The organism is Fructilactobacillus sp. X7R9C1 (assembly GCF_059901005.1).
Genome location: NZ_JBWXVG010000007.1, coordinates 44056 through 60505, shown reverse-complemented (window position 1 = coordinate 60505; position 16450 = coordinate 44056). Strand labels below are relative to the sequence as shown.

The window sequence follows — 16450 nt, the reverse complement described above, 5'->3', positions numbered from 1 at the left end:
CAATGTTAAAATGATAGCCATTTGGTACAAAATAGGGTTTCCCGTAATGTCCAAAATCAATGTCAACGTTTTTAATGGCGTCTTGTACTGGCATCCCCACCAGTTTGGCTAACAACACTCTTCCAACAAGCGTCTGTTGCTTTTTTGGCTTATCGGTGATTCCTAGGTCTTGGTAGTATGGTTGAAATGCTTTTGTGGTGATCGAATCACTTAAAAATTTAATCATGCTAATTCCTCATTTTCATTTTATTAGACCTGATTGGGTCCGAGAGATAAAAAATAAGAGTCTCACTATTTTCAACAGATACAATAGTAACACTCTCATACATCTTGGTCATTGACTAAAAATTACGGTACCTAGCAAACCGCTTCTTAAGCATCTCATCCTTTGGCATCGCATTTAGTTCTTTAATTTTTTTCACCAAATCACCACGAAACCGTTCAAAACCATCGGCGGTGTTTACTTCAGGAATAATCCGATCAATGATTCCTTCTTTTAGTAAGTCATCTGGAGTCAACTTCATGACTGAAGCAGCTTCTTTCATCCGACTAGCATCTTTCCACAAAATGGTGGCATATCCTTCTGGAGAAAGAACCGAATAGATACTATCCTCAAAAGCCCAGACGCAGTCACCAACGGCTAATGCCAAGGCACCACCACTGCCACCTTCACCAACAATCACACTTACGTAAGGAACTTTAAGTTGCATTCCCTGTAAGATTAATTGCGCAATCGTGTATCCAATCCCGTGGTACTCAGCTTCCACTCCCGGATATGCTCCAGGAGTATTAATTAAGGTAACAATTGGGCGATTGAATTTTTCGGCCTGCTTCATTAATCGCAGCGCTTTGCGGTATCCGTCAGGCTCAGCCGAACCAAAGTGCCGTTCGATGTTGGAATTTAGATCCGAGCCCTTTCTAATCCCAATCAACGTCATCGGAATTTCATCAAGGGTTCCAATCCCAGCGTATACGGCGGGGTCATCACCGTAAGCACGATCACCATGCAGTTCCATAAAATCTTCGGTAATTCCGTTAATGAGGTCATCAACCCCAATCTTACCCGCAGCTCTAGCATTTATAACTCTATCCCATGCGGTTGGTTTACTCATCATTATCACCTACCCGATGCCACTTTAGAATTTTATTAAGTGCCTCTTTTAGATCGCGTCGTCTCACGACCCCATCCAAAAACCCATTTTTAAGTAATGTCTCTGATCGTTGAAAGTCTTTTGGTGGGCGCTGTTGAATCGTCTTTTCAATCACCCGACGTCCCGCAAAACCAATCAAAGCGTGGGGCTCTGACAAAATGATGTCGCCCTGCATTGCAAAACTGGCGGTCACCCCACCAGTAGTGGGATCACAGGGAACACTGACGTACAGTAAGCCCGCTTTACTGTGTTGCGCAACCGCTTCAGACACTTTGGCCATCTGCATCAGGGAATGAATCCCCTCTTGCATCCGGGCTCCTCCAGAAGCAGTAAACACAATCACGGGAAGCTTCTTTTTCGTTGCCGTTTCAAACAGTCGTGCCAGAATCTCACCCGTTGCCGTCCCAAGGCTTGCCATTACAAAGCGCCAGTCCATCGCAGCCATCGCTACCTGATTTCCATCAATGGTACCAATCCCAGACAAAACACTCTCATTTAGACCAGTCACCGCGCGTGCCTTCTTCAACTTAGTTACGTATTTTTCGTCGTTAAATTTTTTAGAAGCCTTCAAATCGGTATTAATGGGTTCAAAATCATCACACATTAACTCAATGCGTTCTTTAGCACCAATCCGAAAGGCATAGTAACAATTAGGACACTCTTTATACCTGCCAAGATCTTTCTTGTAAAAACTCTTCTGACAAATCGGACACTTAACCCAGATGTAATCGGGGATTTGGTCCATCCGCTGACTTAACTCTTTTTGACTAATACTTTCAAACCGTTTGCTTGTCATACTGCTTCATCCATTCTTTTAAGAACGTACTCTCAATGTAATTATTGTTAAAATCACCAGTCAAAAAATGCTGATCAGAAATCAAACCAATCAAGAAATCGCGATTGGTGGTGACCCCCTTCACAACAAATTCGTTCAAAATTTGCTTCATTTCGGACACGGCTTCCCGTTTTGTCGGTTTATGCACGATAACTTTAGCAATCATCGAATCATAGTAAGGTGAAATCATGTCGCCAGCTTCCACCCCAGAATCAATTCGAATGGAATCAGATTCATGGGTAAATTTCACCTGCTGAAGTTTACCAGGTGATGGAGCAAAATTATTGCTAGGATCCTCGGCATCAATTCGACATTCAAGTGAGTAACCCTTTACCTCACAGTCTTGTTGATTAAATGGCAGATTTTGACCCTCCGCCACTAAAATCTGAGCCTTAATAATCTCTACTCCAGTAACCTCTTCGGTAACGGTATATTCAACTTGAAGCCTCGTATTCATTTCCATAAAATAGAAATGATGTTCTTGATCCATCAAGAATTCAAAGGTCCCGGTGTTTGTGTAACAAATCCCTTTGGCGGCCTTCGCCACTATCTGACCCAGTTCTCGGCGTTTGTTGGGTGTAATCTTGGAACAGGGACTTTCTTCGATCACTTTTTGGTGATTACGCTGCATTGAGCAATCTCGCTCCGGAAAATAGACCACGTGGCCGTGTTCATCGGCAATGATCTGCATTTCAATGTGTTTGGCATCACTTAAATCTTTTTCCATATAAAGCCGGTCATCCCCAAATGAAAGTTTGGCTTCACGCTTAGTATCACTAAAGGCTTTTTTTAATTCAGATTCACTAGTAACTTTTCGAATTCCCTTACCGCCACCACCGGCAGCAGCCTTTAACATCACGGGATAACCAGTTTCTTGGGCCACTTCTTTAGCCTGGTTGTAAGTATCAACAAACCCATCGCTACCAGGGATAGTTGGAACGCCATTCTTTTTCATGGCTTCTTTGGCATTACCCTTATTACCCATCAGATTAATTACTGAAGCGGTGGGACCAATAAATTTAATTCCGCACTGTTCACATAATTCAGCAAAATCAGCATTTTCAGACAAAAAGCCATACCCAGGATGGAGCGCATCACATCCGCAAAGAACCGCGGAATCAATAATTGCTGCCATGTTTAGGTATGACTCATCTGGAAACGGTCCACCAATACATACGGATTCGTCAGCTAATTTTACGAATAAACTATCAGCATCAGCGGTTGAATAAACCGCCACCGCCTTGATATTCATTTCGTGAAGTGCACGGATGATCTGAACTGCGATTTCACCGCGGTTTGCAACCAGCACTTTTTTAAACATTAAATCACCTTTTTAAAATAATATGAATTGAGCTTTCTAGTCTTCCTTAATTTCAAAAATTGGTTCATTGTATTCCACCATCGAACCACTTTCAGGCATTCGTTTAACGATGGTCCCACTCACTGGACTTTTAACCTCATTAACCAACTTCATGGCTTCAATTACACAAACGGTCTCACCTTTTTTAACGTGATCACCATCTTGCTTAAAGTCGGCCTTTTCTGGGTTTGGAGCGTAATAAAGAATTCCAACCATTGGAGCTTTCAATTGATAATTATCGGAGTCGTCAGTTGCATCAATTGACGCAGATTCAAGTTGAGCCGGCTTTCTGGATTCATTAACTGACTCACTTGCATGCAAGCTGTCGTGATCAGGAATTTTGGATAAGTAAACGGCCCTTTCATTCTGATTAATCTTAATTTCTTGTAAACTCGATTGCTCAAATTTATCAATTAATTTTTCAATATCTTGTTCATTCACTAATCTTCATTCCACTTCTTCATCGCAATTACCGCATTGTGACCACCAAAGCCAAATGCATTACTAATTGCCGTATTAACGGGCGCCTTTTTGTTATCTTCATCAACCAAATCAACGTGAATCTCAGGATCCTTATGCTTCATCCCCACGTTAACTGGCATTTGATCATTTTGAAGGGCAGCAACTAGGGCAACCGCTTCAAGTCCACCAGCGGCACCTAGGGAGTGTCCCACCATTCCCTTAATGGAACTAACTTTGACGTGATCGTTATCTTTAAACAACTTTTCAATTGCCCCGGCCTCAGCCACATCATTAGCGTGTGTACTGGTACCGTGCGCATTAACGTAGTCAAGTTCACTGGTCTTAATGTGACCCTCGTCAATGGCTTCCTTCATGGCTCTAATGGCACCCTTCCCAGAGGGGTTCGGAGCAGTCATGTGGTACGCATCACTAGTAGCACCGTATCCAACCACTTCAGCCAAAATATTAGCACCACGTGCTTTAGCATGGTCATAATCCTCAAGTACAAGAGTACCAGCCCCTTCTCCCATGACAAAGCCATTGCGGTCTTTATCAAATGGCATTGAGGCATCTTCTACTTTTTCAGCGGTTGAAAGAGCGGTCAATTTAGCAAATCCAGCAATTCCAATCTCGGTGATGGCAGCTTCAGTTCCACCAGCAATCATCATCTTGGCTTTCCCTTGTTTAATTAGTTCAAAGGCGTTTCCAATGGCATTATTAGCTGAAGCACAAGCCGTCACAATGGTCTGAGACGTGTTTTCCGCATCAAAGTACATGGAAACATTTCCAGCTGCCATGTTAGCAATGGCTTTAGGAACAAAAAGTGGTGAAACTCGCTTTGGTCCCTTTTCGTGCATCTTGATGATGTCACTCTCAATGGTAGTAAGACCACCAATTCCATTTCCGTACATGACACCAAGGTCCTCAGGTTCGTAATCACCCTGTTTCAGGCCAGCTTGATCCATGGCTTCTTTAGCACTGTACAAAGCGTACTGTGAAAAAAGATCAATTCGTTTGTAGGCACGTTTATCTAAACGCTTGCTTGGATCAAAGTCTTTAACTTCAGCAGCTACCGTTACACCCGTGTTACTAGCATCAAATTTGGTAATTGGTGCAATGCCCACTTTAGAGTTAAACAAATTGTTGGAAAAGGTTTCGGCATCATTTCCGATGGGGGTGACAGCTCCCATCCCTGTTACAACTACTCGATTACTCAAATGATTTCCTCCTGTTCAAATAAATAATTTTACTGATTATTTATCGTTCTCCGCAATCTTCTTTTGAATGTAGTCAACTAATTGTTGGACGGTGTTGATGTCTTCATCACTTTCAATTTCGATGTCATATTCATTTTCAAGTCCGTCAACCACTTCAAAAAAGTCAAGACTATCAATATCAACGTCTTCCTTAAGATTAGTGTCCATCTTGATGTCTGATGCTGGTACATCAGTTTGTTTTGCGATTAAGTCCTTGATTTTGTTAAAAATTTCGTTTTGATCTGCCATAATTTATCACTCCATAATATTTTTTGTATTTAGTATCTAATTACTACGGTTCCAATGGTTAATCCCCCACCAAAACCGGTTAAAACAAGGTTGTCACCACGGTTAATCTGATGCTCCTCTACTATTTCACTTAATAGCAGTGGTTCGCTTGCCGCAGCGGTATTGCCATACTTATTGATATTAACGGGAAACTTTTCCATCGATAAACCTAATTTGTTAGCAATACTTTTAATAATTCGTTCATTTGCTTGATGAACGATAAAGTACTTCACATCACTTAAGCCAATGTTTGCCTTTGAAAGCGCCAGTTTGATGGACTTGGGAACTCTTTGAGTAGCAAAACGATATACTTCATGACCATCCATCTTGAAATACGGCTGGTGTGTATCATCAGCGAAGTGCCCAGCCGTTAGCGAATTACCAAGTTCTCCAACTGTTTCTAAGTCACTAGCAAGTACTTTTGACTCACTTCCATCGTTGGTAGCTAGAATTCCCGCAGCACCATCCCCAAACAGGACCGCCGTCGAACGGTCTGACCAATCAATGTACTTGCTTAGCTTCTCACCGCCAATTAAAATTCCCTTTGCATGCGGCTTATTTGCAAGCAACGCATTCAAGACGTAAATTCCGTAAGCAAATCCGGAACAAGCGGCGTTCAGATCAAAGGCAACTGCATTGTCGGCATGAAGATTTCCCTGAACCGCTGCTGCAGTTGAGGGAGTTTGAAAGTCTGATGACATGGTGGCTACGATGATGAAATCAACGTCACTTGCAGAAATATTGGCCTTATTAATGAGCTTGGTTGCAACATCAGTACACATGGAAGTATTAGTCTCTGACTTAGAAATGTGACGGGCGTGAATACCGGTCCGTCGTTTGATCCACTCATCAGAGGTATCCATGATTTTAGTTAAATCATGATTAGTAACAACATTATTGGGCGTTGACCTTGCCGTTTCTAAGATTGAAAAACTACCCATTTGCGACTCCTATTACCTATTTTATTGTTCTCTTTCCTTGTTACTTACGATAAAGGTCAACTGAGCGTCACAAGCCTTTTTATCGCCAACGTATGCCACACACGAAACTGAGCCAGCACTTCCTCTAACCTTATCAATCTTAACCTCAAAGCGTAGCACATCACCGGGCTCCACCATCTTTCTGAATTTCGCGTTGCGGATGCTACCCATGTAAACCGTCTTGTTCTTAAACTGGGGCGACTTTAAAATCAAAATTGAAGCCACCTGAGCCATTGATTCAATAATCAAAACACCGGGCATAACCGGATTACCAGGAAAATGTCCTTGGAAATAATTTTCGTTAATTGTAACATTCTTGGTAGCCGTAATTGACTTACCTGGGTCCATCGCATCGACCCGATCAATAAATAAAATCGGATAACGATTAGGAATCAGATCCATAATTTCTTTTGCATTCATTAAACTCAAATTATTCACCTCTATTAATCTAATTTGATTCAAGTATGGTACTTCGCATAATTACCATGTGTTCATATTCCACAAGTTTTGGTTATTTAGCAATCAAAAACCATTCCAGTTAGAATAATTCCGGCACAAAATCCCGGCACATCAACTTTTTACAGCAAGTATGTGTCTGGTTACACTTGTTTTAATGTGTAATCATGACCAAACTCCCACCTTTGAGTCAAAAAAATCCCATAGCCGATCAACGACTATGGGATATTTAAATTAATTTTAATTTAGGCAAGTAAATGAACACCCTTGTCAACGTAGATAATGTCACCAGTAACACCGGTTGATAAATCACTAACTAAGAAAGCAGCAACGTTACCAATCTGATCAGTTGTTACATTCTCACCATCAACGGTGAATGATTGTGACATTTTAAGAAGGTCACGATGACCCTTAATTCCGGTAACAGCCAAAGTTTTAACGGCTCCAGCGGAAATTGCGTTTACTCGAATTTGGTCTTTACCAAGTTCAGAAGCAAGGTAACGCATAGCTGATTCAAGGGATGCCTTAGCAATTCCCATCATGTTGTAATCAGGAATGGCACGAGTTGAACCCATATAAGTTAACGTTAAAATGCTACCAGGCTTGTTCATAATCTTGCTGGCATAACGAGTAACTGAGATAAATGAGTACGCACTAATGTCTTCGGCTAAGTTGTAACCATCTTTTTTGGTGTTAATCACACCATTTTGAAGGGTTTCTTTGTCAGCAAAAGCAATGGCATGAATAACCCCATCGATGTTTCCAAAACGGTCATGAATTTCGGAAAAAGCCTTTTGGACGTTAGCATCTTCGGCCACGTCACATTCAACCAGTGGGAACTCTTCATCACCAATGGTCTTCTCAATACTCTTCTTTAAACGATCATTTTGGTATGTCAAAATAACCTGAGCTCCAAGTGACTTAATTGCTTGTGCACATCCCCAAGCAATACTTTTCCTATTCGCCACACCCATCACAACAACTTTTTTTCCTTTTAATAAATCAGCCATCTTCAAAATCCTCCTAGAACCAAATATCTAATTTACATCATTATATCAAAAAATTAATTCATTCATTAAAAATTTCGGTAACGGGAAAGTCGCTTAGCAACCAAATCATCCTTAGATAATGCATTTAATTCCCTAATTTTTTTAACCAGATCGTCTCTGAAACGTTCGAAACCATCAACCGTATCAGCTTCGGGAATAATCCGATCAATGATTCCTTCAGACAACAAATCATCCGGCGTTAATTTCATCACTGAAGCAGCTTCTTTCATCCGACTGGGGTCTTTCCACAAAATCGTGGCGTAACCTTCGGGTGAGAGCACCGAATAAATACTATCCTCAAAGGCCCAGACACAATCACCGACAGCCAGTGCTAAAGCACCACCACTGCCACCTTCGCCAACGATCACACTAATATAAGGAACGGTTAGTTGCATTCCTTGTAAGATTAATTGAGCAATCGTATAACCAATTCCATGATACTCAGCATCAACGCCAGGATAGGCGCCTGGTGTATTAATCAAGGTGACAATCGGCCGGTCGAACTTTTCGGCCTGCTTCATCAGACGTAAAGCCTTCCGATACCCGTCTGGTTCTGCGGAACCAAAGTGCCGTTCAATGTTAGAGTTCAGGTCTGATCCCTTTCTAATCCCCACAAACGTAGTGGCAATGTTGTCCATGGTGCCAATCCCACCATAAACAGCGGGATCATCACCATATGCCCGGTCACCATGAAGTTCCATAAAATCATCGGTAATGCCATTGATTAAATCATCAACCCCAATTTTTTTGGCAGCTCTAGCGGCTAGTACCTTATCCCATGCCGTTTTTTTAGCCATTAAGATCACCTACCTGATGCCATTTTAATAACTTCCCTAACGTTTCTTTCAATTCAGAACGTTTAATGACATCGTCCAAGAAGCCATTTTTAAGCAACGTTTCAGCCCGCTGAAAGTCCTTTGGCGGACGCTGTTGGATCGTTTTTTCAATCACCCGACGACCAGCAAAACCAATCAAAGCATGGGGTTCTGACAACAAAATATCACCCTGCATGGCAAAGCTGGCGGTCACACCACCAGTGGTAGGATCGCCAAGCACACTGATGTAAAGCAACCCAGCCTTACTGTGTTCAGCCACAGCCTCAGAGACCTTGGCCATCTGCATTAAGGAATGAATTCCCTCCTGCATTCGTGCACCCCCAGAAGCAGTGAAGACAATCACCGGCAGGCCCTTTTTAGTAGCCGTTTCAAATAAACGAGCCAAAATCTCGCCAGTAGCTGTCCCTAGACTGGCCATAATAAAACGCCAGTCCATTGCGGCAACCGCAACTTTGACATCGTTGATCGTTCCGATTCCCGATAGAACACTTTCGTTTATCCCAGTAACTTCTCTGGCCTTCTTTAGTTTTGCCACATAATTATCGTCTTTAAATTTTTTGGAAGCCTTTAAATCAGTATTAATGGGTGCAAAGTCGTCGCACATCATTTGGATGCGTTCTTTGGCTCCAATCCGAAAAGCATAGCCACAATTTGGGCATTCTTTGTACTTACCAAGTTTCTTTTTGTAAAAAGTAGTCCCACAATAAGGACATTTCACCCAAATATCATTAGGAATCTGATCCATTCTTTTGGTCAGCTCATCAGAATTCAAATTCTCAAAATCACTTTTTGCCATGTTTCTTCATCCATTCTTTTAAGAACGTACTTTCAATGTAATTATTGTTAAAATCACCAGCCAAGAAATGCTTGTCATTTAGTAAAGCAATCAAGAAATCTCGGTTGGTTTTGACCCCTTCAATGTGAAACTCATTAAGAACCCGACGCATCTTATGGACAGCCTGTTTCTTAGTGGGCAAGTGAACAATGATTTTGGCAATCATTGAATCGTAGTAGGGCGAAATGACGTCGTTTTGTCCAATGCCAGAGTCCACTCGAACTCCCTTTGTACCATAAGTCTGGTGCAAACTCGTAATCTTACCCGGCGATGGTGCAAAATTATTGCTGGGATCTTCTGCATCAATTCGACACTCCAAAGCGTAGCCTTTTACGCCACAATCAGCCTGCGTGAAGGGTAATTTTTCGCCTTCTGCAACTAAGATCTGGGCTTTAATGATTTCCACATCGGCAACTTCTTCGGTAATGGTGTACTCGACCTGCAATCTGGTGTTCATTTCCATAAAGTAGAAGTTGTGATCCCGATCCATTAAGAACTCATATGTACCTGTATTTGTATACTGGATTCCCTTGGTGGCGTTAACGACGATCTGACCAAGTTCTTTTCGCTTTGCCGGACTAATTTCAGAACATGGACTTTCTTCAATGATCTTCTGGTGATTACGTTGAAGTGAACAATCGCGTTCGGGGAAATAAACAATGTTGCCATGCTCATCGGCAATGACTTGCATCTCAATGTGCTTAGCGTCATTTAGATCCTTTTCCATGTATAATCGGTCATCGCCAAAGGAAAGTTTAGCCTCCCGTTTCGTATCCTGAAAAGCCTTAGCCAGTTCATCGTCATCAGCAACTTTTCGGATGCCCTTACCACCACCACCGGCAGCAGCTTTCAGCATTACTGGATAACCAATTTGATGAGCGACTTCTTTGGCTTGTTCCACGGAGTCAATAAAACCATCACTGCCAGGAATCGTTGGAACACCACTTTTTTTCATGGCTTCCTTAGCATTGCCTTTATTTCCCATCAAATTTATGACCTTAGCACTTGGACCGATAAACTTAATGCCACACTGATTGCAAAGTTCCGCAAAATCAGCGTTTTCAGACAAAAAGCCATATCCCGGGTGCAAAGCATCGCAACCAGTAAGTACCGCTGCATCAACAATTGCTGCCATATTGAGATATGACTCGTCTGGAAATGGTCCACCGATACAAACTGACTCATCGGCCAATTTTACGAATAAACTATCAGCGTCAGCAGTTGAATACACTGCCACTGCCTTAATATTCATATCATGAAGCGCACGGATAATCTGGACTGCAATCTCGCCCCGATTAGCCACCAGTACCTTTTTAAACATTAAATCACCTTTCACTCACTATGATTCAACCGCAAACATCAACGTTGCATTAGCGATTTCCTGTCCGTCCCTAGTGACAACACCTTTTCCAATTCCAATATTATGTTTAACCTTTAATAAATCGACCTTTAAATGTAAAACATCGCCCGGTCGAAAGTCATCTTTAAACTCAGCTTGTTTGATTCCACCAAAAAAGGCGTTTTTACCCTTGTATTCTGGCATTGATAAGAGAGCAACCACTCCAGTCTGAGCCATTGACTCAAGCACCAACGGACGTGGCAGTGTCGGATGATTACCTTGATTTGCAAAGTACCATTCGTTTCCTGACAACATCTTAGTGGCCTCGGCTCCCTCTCCCGGGGTAATGGTGTCAATCTTATCAATCATCTGAATTGGGGGACGTTGAGGGATATAATCATTAACATTCAATGCCATAACTAATCCTCCTTAATCTCATAAACTGGTTCGTTATACTCAACCATCGAACCATTATCAACCAGACGTTTCACGATGGTTCCGCTCACCGGACTTTTAACTTCATTGACCATCTTCATGGCCTCAATGATACAAACCGTTTCACCCTTTTGAACGCGATCACCATCTTTTTTGAAGTCGGGCTTTTCAGGACTAGGAGCAAAATACAATATTCCCACCATCGGTGCCTTTAGTTGATAATTACCACTAGTAGGTGCATTCAACTGAAGCTTTTCCTGATTTTCATCCGATTTATCATCCGCCGTTTTTTCAACGTGGGTGACTGGTTTAGAATGACTGTCAATCTTGGAGAAATAAAGTTGTTGACCGTTTTCGTCAATTTTTAATTCTTGTAAGTTGGACTTATCAAATTTAGTTATTAATTTTTCAATGTCTTTTTCATTCATTATTGATCCCACTTCTTTATCGCAATGACCGCGTTATGACCACCAAATCCAAATGAATTACTAATGGCGGTATTGACCGGTCTTTTAGCATTCTCTTTATCCACTAGCCTGATATGACTTTCTGGATCCTGGGTACTGACACCAACATTCACTGGCATTTGACTATGCTTCATGGATCCAAGAATTGCCACTGCCTCAATGGCCCCGGCAGCTCCAAGGGCATGACCAGTCATCCCTTTGGTTGAACTAACCAAGACGTGGTCATTATCTTTAAACAACTTGCTAATGGCCTTTGACTCAGAAACATCATTAGATTGAGTTGCTGTGCCATGGGCATTAATGTAATCAAGGTCGGAAGTCTTGATGTGAGCTTCATCCAATGCTTGTTGCATGGCCCCAATGGCCCCTTCCCCATCTGGATCCGGAGCAGTAAGGTTGTAAGCGTCACTCGTTTGGCCGTAGCCAACGATTTCACCCAAAATATGTGCATCACGCGCTTTGGCGTGATCGTAATCTTCAAGCACTAAGGTTCCAGCACCAGCGCCCATTACGAAACCGTCCCGATCTTTATCAAATGGCATGGAAGCGTGAGCTGGATCTTCACTTGAAGAAAGAGCTGTTAGGGCCGCAAAGGCTGAAATCCCAACCGGAGTAATTGCTGCCTCTGATCCACCAGCGATCATCATTTTAGCCTTGCCGGCTTTAAGGTATTCATAAGCATCGCCAATCGCGTTGGTTCCAGTTGCACAAGCTGTAACCACGGCTTTACTGGTGTTTTTAGCGCCAAAGTAGATCGAAATATTGCCAGCAGCCATATTAATAATGGTTTCTGGGATAAATAACGGAGAAAGACGTCTGGGACCCTTTTTGTACATTTTTAGAACCTGCGTCTCGATGGTACTAATACCACCAATCCCAGATCCGTAGATGACGCCAAGATCTTTTCCATCATATTCTCCTCGTTTCAACCCAGCTTGGTCCATTGCTTCTACGGCACTGTAAAGTGCGTATTGCGCAAATGGATCTACTCGATGATAGTCTCGTTTAGCTAAGCGTTTGCTTGGATCAAAGTCCTTTACGCCGGCTGCCACGTGAGCTTTAATCTCAGAGGTGTCAAAACTAGTGATTTTTTCGATTCCAACCTTTGAAGCCAACAAATTATCAATAAAAGTCTCAGCATCGTTCCCGATTGGGGTTACTGCACCCATGCCCGTAACAACAACTCTATTACCCAATTGAATCCTCCCTTAAATAAACGGAACTACATTGTGAGTCCGCCATCAACAGTGATTACCTGTCCGGTAATGTATTGATTATTAATCAAAAACTCGATTGTTTCGGCTACTTCTTCAGCACTTCCAAAACGATGAAGGGGAATGGTATCTTCCCACCTCGAAATAATTTTGTCACTCAATTTGGCCGTCATGTCGGTCTTGATCATGCCAGGAGCAACGGCGTTACAACGAACCCCTCTAAGTGATCCCTCTTGTGCCGTCGTCTTTGTTAAACCAACAATCCCTGATTTGCTTGCCGAATAATTCGCCTGTCCCATATTTCCGTGAAGTCCCGAAATACTGGAAGTGTTGATGATAACACCAGCTCGTTTCTTTTGCATTGTCTTTAAGGCATACTTAGTCATATTAAACGTTCCAACGAGGTTGGTGTCTAACACAGCTTTAAAATCCTCTTCGCTCATCCGCGTTAAGAGTTTGTCCCTGGTAATCCCAGCATTATTAACCAATACATCGAGATGATCATGTTCATCTAAGATCTGGTTCACCATTGACTCAGCGTCTTCTTCTTTTGAAACGTCGCCAATCAAGATCTCAATCTCAGTGTCAAACTGTGACTTTAAATCTTTTACTACGTCATCACTTAATTCTCGATGAGAATTCACAATCACAAAATTATGTGGATCTTTTGCTAATCGTTTGGCGGTTGCCAGACCAATTCCTTTGGTAGCACCAGTAATTAAAACCGTGCTTTTATCATTTTTCGTTGTCATGAATTAGTCCTCCAAACCAAGTTTTGCTTGTAAATCATTCAATTTTTTCAAACTGTCAACGCTATAAGCATCGACATCTTTAAGTGTCTTTTTTGCAAATTTAGTCAGTGTGTTCCCCGGCCCGATTTCAATCAGCGTATCTACTCCGTAGTTTTTGACCATGAATTCTAGATCCGCTTTAAAGTGGGTTGGATTGACCAACTGACGGGTTAACGTATCGGAGAGATTATCCTTGTTAAACAGGTCAACGTCAGTATTGCTGATCACTGGAACCTCCGGGGTTTTAAAGGCAACATTCTCCATTCGTTTTGAAAGCAAATCACTAGCTAGTTGCATCAGCGGAGTATGTGAAGAAACGGCCACTTTTAGGGGAACGACTCGCTTTGCTCCCCGGTTCTTAAGTTTTGCACTAGCTGTTTTGACCCCAGACTCAGTCCCACCAATCACAGTTTGTTCGCTGGTATTGAAATTAGCTGGGTATGCTCCATCAACTTCGTTCGTTACGTCAACCACCACTTTGGGCTCAACCTTTAACACAGCAGCCATTGATCCTGGATTTTGCTGTCCGGCTTCATCCATGTAGTGGCTTCGGTCACGCACTAATTTTAATCCTGATTGAAAAGATAGTGCTTTAGCAGATACTAAAGCACTATACTCGCCTAAACTAAGCCCCATCATTGCCTGCGCTTTAGGAAGCTTACCAGCTAAAATCTGGTAAATTCCATAACTCAAAGTCAAAATGGCAATCTGCGTATTTTCAGGATCGTCAAAAACCTTCGGATCGGATAGATCAAGATTTAAAGTATGCGACGCGGTATCGACCACGTTTTTATAGGTATCGTTATTTTGATACAAGTCAGATCCCATGTTAGCAAACTGTTGTCCCTGCCCACTGAATAAATAACCGATTTTCAAAATTTAAAACACTCCTAAAATAAAAAACACTTTATTATTTATCGTTTTTTTCGTCAATTTGCTTTGCAACATAATCAACTAGGTCAGAAACCGTCTCCATGCCCTCGTCACTATCAATTTCGATGTCATAGGCATCTTCTAGGGCATCCACAATTTCAAAGATATCTAATGAATCTAAATCCAAGTTATCTTTGAAGTTAGCGTCCATTTTAATGTCATCGGGGTTGATATCGGTTTGGTCGGTAACAACCGCCTTAATCTTGTCAAAAATCTGATTCTTATCTGCTTTTTCAGCCATAAATAATCACTCCATTTAATAAAATTTGTTTGTCCTCAATAATTAATTATAACAGTTCCAGTAGTTAATCCGCCACCAAAACCGACAAGGGCAACTTTGTTTCCTCTTTGAATTTTACCGCTTGTAAGCAAATCTGCCAATAGCAGTGGTTCACTAGCTGCCGCTGTATTCCCATATTCATCAATATCAATTGGGAACCGACTTTTCGGCAAATCAAGCCTTCTAACAACGCTAGTAATAATTCTGGCATTAGCTTGATGCATGACAAAAACATCAATATCATCTAAAGCTAAATGAGCATCTGTTAGTGCTATTTTAATTGAACTGGGAACCCTCTTTAACGCAAAGTTAAACACTTTATGACCATCCATCTTAAAGAACCGATTTTCCTGATTGGTACTTTTCCCAAATGGTGTAACGCAGGGAAAGTGTCCAGCTGTTAAAGCTGACCCCAAATCACCATAAGTTTGAAGGGACTCTCCTAAGATCTTCGAATCAGAACTAGGATCATTTTGAACCAAGATTCCAGCGGCTCCATCACCAAAAAGCACGGCAGTTGATCGATCTGACCAGTCCAAAAACTTACTTAATACTTCCGCACCAATCAAAATCCCACAACTACCGTTCTTTTTTGCTAACAACGAATTAAGAATTGACGTTCCAAACGCAAAACCCGTACATGCGGCATCAATATCAAACGCCACCGCATTGGTAGCATCAATTGCACCCTGAACGCTAGCAGCCGTCGATGGAGTCTGATAATCAGATGACATGGTGGCTACAATTACATAATCCAAGTCTTTAGGATCAGTCCCAGAACTTTTCAAAAGCTTTTGAGCCACTTCCACGCTCATTGACGTTGTAGATTCATTAACCGCAATGTGCCGACTTGAAATGCCCGTTCGTCTCTTGATCCATTCATCAGAGGTGTCCATAATCTTAGCCAGGTCGTCATTAGTGACGACCTTTTCAGGAACACTTTTGGCGCTTGAAATAATTTTAAAAGCACTCACTACTTATCACCTACTTAATCGACCCGGTCAGCTAACGAGAATTCAAGTGTGGCCGAACAAGCTTTATCGCCATTAACTTCACTATCAGCCACCATCGTGTAGGTTCCATCGTTAACTTCTTTTAAATCAACGTGAACTTTCAAAGTGTCGCCGGGTCGAACCATGTGTCTAAACTTCACATTTTTAGTTTTGTTAAGTTTAGTAACCTTACTTTTAGGATCAACATCAAGCGATTTCAAAATGAGGATTGACGCCACCTGCGATAAGGTCTCAACAATTAAAACTCCTGGCATTAGTGGAAATCCGGGAAAATGACCCTGAAAATAATTTTCATTAGCGGTGACGTTCTTTACAGCATCGATTGACTCGCCCGGGGTTAGCTGATCCACTCGGTCCACAAATAAAGTTGGGTTACGGTTTGGAAGAATTTCTATTATTTTATCAATGCTTAACTGTTCCATATTTTCATCTCACAAAATTTAGTTTTACGTTACAAATGTGACTTTTGG

The 16450-nt window shown here is 41.9% G+C and carries 20 protein-coding genes and 1 pseudogene; all 21 read right to left on the bottom strand.

Translation table 11 applies throughout. From position 1 onward, the window contains the following. A pseudogene (locus AC6UD0_RS05740) lies at positions 1 to 226 on the bottom strand (4'-phosphopantetheinyl transferase family protein); the annotation flags it as partial. Between the two features lie 115 nt (positions 227 to 341). Then, positions 342 to 1112 (bottom strand): carboxyltransferase subunit alpha, encoded by a 771-nt coding sequence (gene accA / locus AC6UD0_RS05735; RefSeq protein ID WP_500708420.1) that lies wholly within the window; start codon positions 1110 to 1112, stop codon positions 342 to 344. Beyond that, complete coding sequence (locus AC6UD0_RS05730) at positions 1105 to 1947, bottom strand: acetyl-CoA carboxylase carboxyltransferase subunit beta (protein WP_500708419.1); 843 nt, start codon at positions 1945 to 1947, stop codon at positions 1105 to 1107. Before AC6UD0_RS05730 ends, accA (AC6UD0_RS05735) begins: the two co-directional genes overlap by 8 nt. Then, the gene (locus tag AC6UD0_RS05725) at positions 1928 to 3307 is read right to left on the bottom strand and encodes an acetyl-CoA carboxylase biotin carboxylase subunit (protein ID WP_500708417.1); all 1380 of its coding nucleotides are present in this window, start codon (positions 3305 to 3307) and stop codon (positions 1928 to 1930) included. The genes AC6UD0_RS05730 and AC6UD0_RS05725 overlap by 20 nt, the downstream gene beginning before the upstream one ends. Before the next feature lie 36 nt (positions 3308 to 3343). After that, positions 3344 to 3787, bottom strand: a complete 444-nt coding sequence (locus AC6UD0_RS05720; protein ID WP_500708415.1) for an acetyl-CoA carboxylase biotin carboxyl carrier protein — start codon at positions 3785 to 3787, stop codon at positions 3344 to 3346. After that, entirely contained in the window at positions 3787 to 5025 is a 1239-nt protein-coding gene (fabF, locus tag AC6UD0_RS05715; protein WP_500707265.1) for a beta-ketoacyl-ACP synthase II, read from the bottom strand. The genes AC6UD0_RS05720 and fabF (AC6UD0_RS05715) overlap by 1 nt, the downstream gene beginning before the upstream one ends. A 36-nt stretch (positions 5026 to 5061) precedes the next feature. Then, positions 5062 to 5313, bottom strand: coding sequence for an acyl carrier protein (locus tag AC6UD0_RS05710; protein ID WP_500693426.1), 252 nt, complete (start codon positions 5311 to 5313; stop codon positions 5062 to 5064). A 29-nt stretch (positions 5314 to 5342) separates the two neighbouring features. Beyond that, the gene (locus AC6UD0_RS05705) at positions 5343 to 6293 is read right to left on the bottom strand and encodes a beta-ketoacyl-ACP synthase III (RefSeq protein WP_500708414.1); all 951 of its coding nucleotides are present in this window, start codon (positions 6291 to 6293) and stop codon (positions 5343 to 5345) included. 21 nt (positions 6294 to 6314) lie between these two features. Next, complete coding sequence (gene fabZ, locus AC6UD0_RS05700; RefSeq protein WP_500693424.1) at positions 6315 to 6761, bottom strand: 3-hydroxyacyl-ACP dehydratase FabZ; 447 nt, start codon at positions 6759 to 6761, stop codon at positions 6315 to 6317. A gap of 272 nt (positions 6762 to 7033) precedes the next feature. After that, positions 7034 to 7798, bottom strand: coding sequence for an enoyl-ACP reductase FabI (fabI, locus tag AC6UD0_RS05695; RefSeq protein ID WP_500693423.1), 765 nt, complete (start codon positions 7796 to 7798; stop codon positions 7034 to 7036). Positions 7799 to 7863: 65 nt separating this feature from the next. Further along, a complete protein-coding gene (gene accA / locus AC6UD0_RS05690; protein WP_500708412.1) occupies positions 7864 to 8634 on the bottom strand; it encodes a carboxyltransferase subunit alpha in 771 nt (256 codons plus the stop codon). Beyond that, entirely contained in the window at positions 8627 to 9469 is an 843-nt protein-coding gene (locus AC6UD0_RS05685; RefSeq protein WP_500708411.1) for an acetyl-CoA carboxylase carboxyltransferase subunit beta, read from the bottom strand. The genes accA (AC6UD0_RS05690) and AC6UD0_RS05685 overlap by 8 nt, the downstream gene beginning before the upstream one ends. Continuing rightward, entirely contained in the window at positions 9456 to 10829 is a 1374-nt protein-coding gene (gene accC, locus AC6UD0_RS05680) for an acetyl-CoA carboxylase biotin carboxylase subunit (protein ID WP_500708410.1), read from the bottom strand. Before accC ends, AC6UD0_RS05685 begins: the two co-directional genes overlap by 14 nt. A gap of 18 nt (positions 10830 to 10847) precedes the next feature. Then, positions 10848 to 11264, bottom strand: a complete 417-nt coding sequence (locus AC6UD0_RS05675) for a 3-hydroxyacyl-ACP dehydratase FabZ family protein (protein ID WP_500695349.1) — start codon at positions 11262 to 11264, stop codon at positions 10848 to 10850. A 2-nt stretch (positions 11265 to 11266) separates the two neighbouring features. After that, complete coding sequence (locus AC6UD0_RS05670; protein ID WP_500695350.1) at positions 11267 to 11710, bottom strand: acetyl-CoA carboxylase biotin carboxyl carrier protein; 444 nt, start codon at positions 11708 to 11710, stop codon at positions 11267 to 11269. Beyond that, positions 11710 to 12945, bottom strand: a complete 1236-nt coding sequence (fabF, locus tag AC6UD0_RS05665) for a beta-ketoacyl-ACP synthase II (RefSeq protein WP_500708408.1) — start codon at positions 12943 to 12945, stop codon at positions 11710 to 11712. Before fabF (AC6UD0_RS05665) ends, AC6UD0_RS05670 begins: the two co-directional genes overlap by 1 nt. 26 nt (positions 12946 to 12971) lie before the next feature. Further along, on the bottom strand, positions 12972 to 13715 hold the full coding sequence (fabG, locus tag AC6UD0_RS05660; protein WP_500695352.1) for a 3-oxoacyl-ACP reductase FabG: 744 nt from the start codon (positions 13713 to 13715) through the stop codon (positions 12972 to 12974). A 3-nt stretch (positions 13716 to 13718) separates the two neighbouring features. Then, positions 13719 to 14630 (bottom strand): ACP S-malonyltransferase, encoded by a 912-nt coding sequence (locus AC6UD0_RS05655; protein ID WP_500695353.1) that lies wholly within the window; start codon positions 14628 to 14630, stop codon positions 13719 to 13721. 34 nt (positions 14631 to 14664) lie between these two features. Next, the gene (locus AC6UD0_RS05650; RefSeq protein ID WP_500693414.1) at positions 14665 to 14928 is read right to left on the bottom strand and encodes an acyl carrier protein; all 264 of its coding nucleotides are present in this window, start codon (positions 14926 to 14928) and stop codon (positions 14665 to 14667) included. Between the two features lie 35 nt (positions 14929 to 14963). Next, positions 14964 to 15941, bottom strand: coding sequence for a beta-ketoacyl-ACP synthase III (locus AC6UD0_RS05645; RefSeq protein ID WP_500695354.1), 978 nt, complete (start codon positions 15939 to 15941; stop codon positions 14964 to 14966). A 14-nt stretch (positions 15942 to 15955) separates the two neighbouring features. Further along, positions 15956 to 16402, bottom strand: a complete 447-nt coding sequence (gene fabZ / locus AC6UD0_RS05640; RefSeq protein WP_500695355.1) for a 3-hydroxyacyl-ACP dehydratase FabZ — start codon at positions 16400 to 16402, stop codon at positions 15956 to 15958. Positions 16403 to 16450: the final 48 nt, after the last annotated feature.

Bases quoted from the DNA above. Each gene is read 5' to 3' on its own strand.
- AC6UD0_RS05725 (WP_500708417.1), bottom strand. From the start codon at position 3,307: ATGTTTAAAAAAGTGCTGGTTGCAAACCGCGGTGAAATCGCAGTTCAG.
- fabZ (WP_500695355.1), bottom strand. From the start codon at position 16,402: ATGGAACAGTTAAGCATTGATAAAATAATAGAAATTCTTCCAAACCGT.
- AC6UD0_RS05670 (WP_500695350.1), bottom strand. From the start codon at position 11,710: ATGAATGAAAAAGACATTGAAAAATTAATAACTAAATTTGATAAGTCC.
- fabI (WP_500693423.1), bottom strand. From the start codon at position 7,798: ATGGCTGATTTATTAAAAGGAAAAAAAGTTGTTGTGATGGGTGTGGCG.
- AC6UD0_RS05650 (WP_500693414.1), bottom strand. From the start codon at position 14,928: ATGGCTGAAAAAGCAGATAAGAATCAGATTTTTGACAAGATTAAGGCG.
- accC (WP_500708410.1), bottom strand. From the start codon at position 10,829: ATGTTTAAAAAGGTACTGGTGGCTAATCGGGGCGAGATTGCAGTCCAG.
- accA (WP_500708412.1), bottom strand. From the start codon at position 8,634: ATGGCTAAAAAAACGGCATGGGATAAGGTACTAGCCGCTAGAGCTGCC.
- accA (WP_500708420.1), bottom strand. From the start codon at position 1,112: ATGAGTAAACCAACCGCATGGGATAGAGTTATAAATGCTAGAGCTGCG.
- fabG (WP_500695352.1), bottom strand. From the start codon at position 13,715: ATGACAACGAAAAATGATAAAAGCACGGTTTTAATTACTGGTGCTACC.
- AC6UD0_RS05705 (WP_500708414.1), bottom strand. From the start codon at position 6,293: ATGGGTAGTTTTTCAATCTTAGAAACGGCAAGGTCAACGCCCAATAAT.
- AC6UD0_RS05730 (WP_500708419.1), bottom strand. From the start codon at position 1,947: ATGACAAGCAAACGGTTTGAAAGTATTAGTCAAAAAGAGTTAAGTCAG.
- AC6UD0_RS05675 (WP_500695349.1), bottom strand. From the start codon at position 11,264: ATGGCATTGAATGTTAATGATTATATCCCTCAACGTCCCCCAATTCAG.
- AC6UD0_RS05685 (WP_500708411.1), bottom strand. From the start codon at position 9,469: ATGGCAAAAAGTGATTTTGAGAATTTGAATTCTGATGAGCTGACCAAA.
- AC6UD0_RS05710 (WP_500693426.1), bottom strand. From the start codon at position 5,313: ATGGCAGATCAAAACGAAATTTTTAACAAAATCAAGGACTTAATCGCA.